The sequence below is a fragment of the Actinomadura rubrisoli genome, assembly GCF_004349215.1.
Taxonomy (GTDB): Bacteria; Actinomycetota; Actinomycetes; order Streptosporangiales; family Streptosporangiaceae; genus Spirillospora; species Spirillospora rubrisoli.
Genome location: NZ_SMKU01000527.1, coordinates 1 through 4,429 on the forward strand (window position 1 = coordinate 1; position 4,429 = coordinate 4,429).

The following is a 4,429-nucleotide window of genomic DNA, read 5'->3' on the forward strand; positions in this document are numbered from 1 at the left end:
GTAGGACCCCGGGCACGCGCGGGGAAGGGGGAGCCGTGGTGCTGACGGGCACATCGGGGTGGCAGTACGCCGACTGGCGCGGGGTGCTGTACCCGCCGGGCCTGCCGCAGCGCCGCCGGCTCGCCCGCTACGGCGAGGTGTTCGCGACCGTGGAGAACAACAACGCCTTCTACCGGCTGCCCGGCCGCGAGACGTTCGCGCTGTGGCGGGAGGCGACCCCGCCGGGTTTCGTCATGGCGGTCAAGGCCGGCCGGTTCCTCACCCACATGAAGCGGCTGCGCGACCCCGAGGAGCCGGTCGCGCGGCTGCTGGAGGCCGCCGGGGGACAGGCTGGGACCGGTCCTGCTGCAGCTCCCGCCCACGCTGCGCGCCGAGCCCGGCCGCCTGCCTGGACTGCTTCCCGGCGCGGGTGCGCGTCGCCGTCGAGCCCCGGCACCCTTCCTGGTGGACCGAGGAGGTGCGCGGCGTCCTGGAGGGCCACGGCGCCGCGCTGTGCTGGGCCGACCGTCTCGGCCGCCCGGTGACGCCGCTGTGGAGGACGGCCGGCTTCCGGTACCTGCGCCTGCACGGGGGCGCGGCCAGGCCCCGGCCGCGTGGGCCCGCAGGATCGCCGGTCCCGGCGACGCCTATGTGTACTTCAACAACGATCCGGGCGGCGCCGCCGTCCGCGACGCGCTCCGCTACAAAGAACAGACATAAAACATGAAACACCTCAAACCAGACAGAATCCGGCTTCTGTCTGGTTTGACCACCGTCGAACCGGACGGGCCGCGGGGCGCGCGCGTCACACGGTGACGACGACCTTCCCGGCGCTGTGGCCCTTCTCCTGGTACCGCAGGGCCTCGGGGATGTCCTCGAAGGCGTAGCCCCGGTCGATGACCGGGGTGATCTCGCCGTCCTCGATGAGCGCGGTCAGCGTCACCAGGTTCTGCCGGTTGCGGGTGCAGCGGACCACGTCGGCCATGACCATCCGCTGGGACACCAGCGGCGACAGCAGCAGCGCCGCGAACGCGTGGCCGGCGGGCTGCAGCCACCGGCCGGCCGGGCCGCCGACGACGACGCAGGTGCCCTTGGGCGTCAGCGCCCGCCGGCACGCCGCGGCCGAGCGGGTCCCGGCGATGTCCACCAGCAGGTCGTGGCGGCGCCCGCTCCGGGTGAAGTCCTCGGCGGCGTAGTCGACCACCTCGGCGGCGCCCAGCGAGCGGACCAGGTCGGCGTTGCGCGCGCCGCACACGCCGGTGACGCGGGCGCCCAGGGCCCGGGCGATCTGCACGGCGAACGTGCCGACGCCTCCGGAGGCGCCGTTGACCAGGACGCCGTGCCCGGGCCGGACCCGTCCCTGGTCGCGCAGGGCCAGCAGGGCGGTGACCGCCGCGAGCGGCACCGCCGCCGCCTGCTCGAACGACAGGCTCGGCGGTTTGGGCGCCAGGTCGTCCTCCCGGGCGCACACGTACTCGGCGAATCCGCCGCCGGTGAGCAGCGCGAACACCTCGTCGCCGGGGCGGAACCGCGTGACGCCCTCGCCGACCTGCTCGACCTGCCCGGCGACGTCGGCGCCCAGCACGGGCGGCTTGGGCCTGCGCAGCCCCAGGCTGCCCGGCATGACGCGCGCGATGCGCGGCTCGCCTCTCATGTGGTGCCAGTCGTAGGGCTGGACGCTGGTGGCGCGCACCCGGACCAGGACCTCGCCGCGGCCGGGCGCGGGTGCGGCGATCCGCGTGAGCTTCAGGACGTCGGGCGGACCGTACCGGTCCTGGGTGAATGCCTTCATCGGGGTCCCCGTAGCCGGCGGGTTCGGCGCCGCGTGGCCGGGCCCGGCGGCTGCCGCCGGGCCTACCGGGAGCGTAGGCGCGCGGCGCGGGGCGGCGCCATCGGGGACGACCCCGGCGAAACCCTGGGAACGGCGGCCGGTCCGGGCCCCTCTTCCCGCCGCCCCCCAACTGGTCGATAATGTACATTATGTCAAGTTGAGGCGGTTGAGGCCAGGAAGGGGCGGATCATCCGGATACCGGCTGTCATGTCCTGTCTCGTTGGAGATGGGGCACGTCTCGACCATCTAGGCATCCGACCGTCTGCCTGAGGTTCGTGGGACAACCGCCATTCGACCTGCGTCGGCGTCCGAAGTGATTCGAGGAGTTGCCTCATGATCAATGAGACGTCCGCGCCGCCGAACCGTCTCAGCGGTCTGAGGCACGCAGGTTAGGGCCACGGAGGTGCCTCATGATGAACGAGGCGGGACATGTCTTGGACGGCCCGTCTTCGCCGGGCGCGGAGGCGCATCGGCTGCTGACGTTGGTCGAGCCGGAGCGGGAGGCCGGGCACTCCCCCGGCGCGTTGCGGGCGTTCGGCGAGGTCGAACGCCTCCTGCCGCCGGGCAAGGGGTGCTTTGACCGGCGGGTTCGGCGGCTTTCGTCGCGGAGTACCTCCTGCTGGTTCCTGCCGTGCCGGACCGGTCGGCGGAGGAGCATGTGGCGCAGATCGATGAGGCCGACGCGGTCGGCCGTGCCGTGGTCGGTGCCGTCCGGGGGTCGGCTGCCTTACGTGCGGCGGCAGGGGCCCACTCGTGTTTCCGGTTTCCGGTGGCTGCGCTGGTCGTCCCTTCTCCCCCGGTGCCCTCTCCCCCGGTTGTCGCGGTCTTGAGGGCGGGGGCTTGGTCGCGGCGGGCCTGGTCCTCCCCCGTGTTGCGGGTCGCGGCAGGTGTTGAGGCGCGGTTCGCGGGCGGGCGGCGCTCATGGGCAGGTGGCGGCGGGTGCCCGGGGGGCGTTCGTCGGTGGGTTGGCGTGTCGTGCTGTGCGGGGCGTGGATGTGGTTGCCTGGTTCCCGCGACACGGGGGGCTCGGGTGGCGATGATATGGAGATCATCATCGTCCAGGGACGGGAGCGGGTTCATGCACGACGACGCGCGGGTGCCGATCGACACTTCGGTGCCGCATTCGGCTCGGGTCTGGGATTACTGGCTGGGCGGTAAGGAGAACTATCCGGTGGATCGGGAGGCGGGGGACGCGGTCCTGCGGTTCCTTCCCGGCATCGCGACCTCGGCCAAGCAGGATCGGGCGTTCCTGGGGCGGGCGGTGCGTTTCGTGGTCGCGGAGGGTGTCCGGCAGTTCCTGGATCTGGGGACGGGATTGCCGACGGTCGACAACACCCATGAGGTCGCGCAGCGGGTGGCGCCGGACGCGCGGATCGTCTACGTCGACAATGATCCGCTGGTGCTGCTGCATGCGCGTGCGCTGCTGCACAGCAGTCCGCAGGGGCGCTGCGACTATGTGCAGGCCGATATCCGCGACACCGGGACGGTGCTGGACCGGGCGGCGCGGACGCTGGATCTCACGCGTCCGGTGGGGCTGATGCTGCTGGGGGTGCTGAACCACATCCTGGACGATGATGAGGCGCGGCGGGTCGTGGCGGGGATCCTGGAGGTGCTGGCGCCGGGGAGTTTCCTGGTGATCTCTCACACCTGTGACGCCACCACCGATGAGCTGGACGGTGAGGCGATGCGGGGGGCGGTGCGGACGGTGATGGAGCGGGGCGGCACGCCGATCTGCGCGCGGTCGCCTGAGCGGATCGAGGGGTTCTTCGCGGGGACGCGGCTGCTGGATCCCGGTGTGGTGTCGTGTTCGCGGTGGCGGCCGGAGCCGTCCCCGTGGCGGGAGGCGGAGGTTCCGCATTTCTGCGGGGTCGGTGTTCTTTCCGAGCCCGTGTGAAACTCGGGCGGTGTGCTTTGCTCAGCCGGGAGGGCTTGAGTCCCTGAGGGCCTGGTCGATGCGGCGGTTGAGGATGTCGTCGATGACGGGGCACTCGGCGGGGTTGTCGCTGGTGCAGTCCAGGAAGTGGTCCAGGGCGTCCTTGGCCTTCTGGAGCCGTGTGATCTGCTGGTCGAGGTCGTCGGTGCGGCGCAGGAGGGTGTCTCTCCAGTCGGCGGGGTCGGGCCCGGCCATGAGCGTGGCGGTGTCGTCCAGGCTCATCGCCCCGTCGTGGTGCCACAGCCGCAGCAGCGCCAGTGAGCGGAGCGCGGCGCGGTCGTAGTAGCGGACCCTGGCCCGCCGGCGGGTGGGGGTCAGCAGGCCGCGTTCCTCGTAGTAGCGCAGGGCCGAGACGCGCACGCCGAACGCCTGGGCGACCTCGGTGATGGAGTACAGGCGGTCGTCCATCGCGGGGCCTCCCGGGGGTTGCGCTCACGTCGGCTTGAGCGTCCACGGTATCGGGCATCCCTGGCATGGAGGGCGGTCCGGAGGGTAGGTCGGGCGGCGGGAATCACCGTCATCCCTGGGGAAGGGGGCGAACGATCATGCCGGTGAGGGCGCCGGGTCCGCGTCGTCGCCTGTCCGCGCCACCGGCACCCGCGCCGGTGCCGACCGCGACGGACGCTGCGGCGGCGGGCGGTGTGGTGTGCTTTGTGGCGCGGGACGACGTGGTGGGGGGTGGGGTG

5 protein-coding genes are annotated in these 4,429 nt (G+C 72.4%); 3 read left to right on the forward strand and 2 right to left on the reverse strand.

Translation table 11 applies throughout. From position 1 onward, the window contains the following. Nucleotides 1-524 (forward strand): DUF72 domain-containing protein (locus tag E1298_RS44575; RefSeq protein ID WP_243726225.1); only part of this gene is annotated, 524 nt, incomplete at its 5' end. After that, on the forward strand, nt 410-706 hold the full coding sequence (locus E1298_RS51470; protein WP_279499674.1) for a DUF72 domain-containing protein: 297 nt from the start codon (nt 410-412) through the stop codon (nt 704-706). The genes E1298_RS44575 and E1298_RS51470, both read left to right, overlap by 115 nt. Before the next feature lie 78 nt (nt 707-784). Here E1298_RS51470 and E1298_RS44580 read toward each other — a convergent pair whose 3' ends face one another. Continuing rightward, nucleotides 785-1,771: an NAD(P)-dependent alcohol dehydrogenase gene (locus E1298_RS44580; protein ID WP_131903422.1), complete on the reverse strand. Its 987-nt coding sequence runs from the start codon at nt 1,769-1,771 to the stop codon at nt 785-787. Between the two features lie 1,117 nt (nt 1,772-2,888). Here E1298_RS44580 and E1298_RS44585 point away from each other — a divergent pair. Further along, entirely contained in the window at nt 2,889-3,704 is an 816-nt protein-coding gene (locus E1298_RS44585; protein WP_131903423.1) for an SAM-dependent methyltransferase, read from the forward strand. 21 nt (nt 3,705-3,725) lie between these two features. Here E1298_RS44585 and E1298_RS44590 read toward each other — a convergent pair whose 3' ends face one another. Continuing rightward, complete coding sequence (locus tag E1298_RS44590; protein WP_131903424.1) at nt 3,726-4,151, reverse strand: MerR family transcriptional regulator; 426 nt, start codon at nt 4,149-4,151, stop codon at nt 3,726-3,728. Nucleotides 4,152-4,429 lie beyond the last annotated feature (278 nt).

Excerpts from the sequence above, each read along its gene's own strand:
- E1298_RS44585 (WP_131903423.1), top strand. The coding sequence starts at position 2,889 with ATGCACGACGACGCGCGGGTGCCGATCGACACTTCGGTGCCGCATTCG.
- E1298_RS44590 (WP_131903424.1), bottom strand. The coding sequence starts at position 4,151 with ATGGACGACCGCCTGTACTCCATCACCGAGGTCGCCCAGGCGTTCGGC.
- E1298_RS44580 (WP_131903422.1), bottom strand. The coding sequence starts at position 1,771 with ATGAAGGCATTCACCCAGGACCGGTACGGTCCGCCCGACGTCCTGAAG.